Source organism: Pseudomonas sp. FSL R10-1350, assembly GCF_009600525.1.
Lineage (GTDB): Bacteria > Pseudomonadota > Gammaproteobacteria > Pseudomonadales > Pseudomonadaceae > Aquipseudomonas > Aquipseudomonas helleri.
The window spans coordinates 1-645 of the sequence record NZ_WIVR01000171.1; the positions used below are offsets into that span (position 1 = coordinate 1).

General features: G+C 64.8%; 1 protein-coding gene. It reads left to right on the forward strand.

Annotated elements, in window-relative coordinates:
- Positions 1–30: 30 nt before the first annotated feature.
- A partial coding sequence (locus GHO25_RS25695; protein WP_153393411.1) for a replication initiation protein occupies positions 31–645 on the forward strand: 615 nt, incomplete at its 3' end.

Here is a 645-nt window from a genome sequence, read left to right on the forward strand (position 1 = left end):
CCCATCGCAGATCAACAAGGACAACTCGACTTGTTCCGGGAGCGCCTGCCTGCCAAGCCGTATCACACCGACGACCTGCGCGCAGGGCTCCAGGTGCGCAGCGCCGAGCGCGCCGCTCTGGCTCGATACATCCAGCCAAACGGGCCTACGCACCGTTTCTGGCTCGTCTATGACATCGACCGCCCCGGCGCGGCCATCGACTGGAGCGACCGAGGTGCACCGCCGCCCTCGATCACGGCCAAAAATCCCGAGAACGGTCACGCTCACCTGATTTACGGGCTCAAAACGTCCGTGCGTACCGCGCCTGACGCGAAATCTGCGCCCCTGCGGTACGCGGCAGCTGTAGATTGCGCGCTACAGCGTGTACTTGGTGCTGACCTCGGTTATTCCGGTCTTATCTGCAAGAATCCTCTGCACCCGCATTGGCAGGTGACCACTTGGGAGCCGCGCCTGTACACCCTGGCCGACCTCGACAGTTGGCTAGACCTCGAGCCCGCCCAGGATCGCCGCAAGCGCCTCCCGGACTACGGGCTGGGCCGGAACTGCAATCTGTTCGAGCAACTGCGCCTATGGGCCTACAGGGCGATACGCCAGGGGTGGCCGGAGTTCGAGCAGTGGCAAGCCGCCTGCCTCGACCGAGGCCAC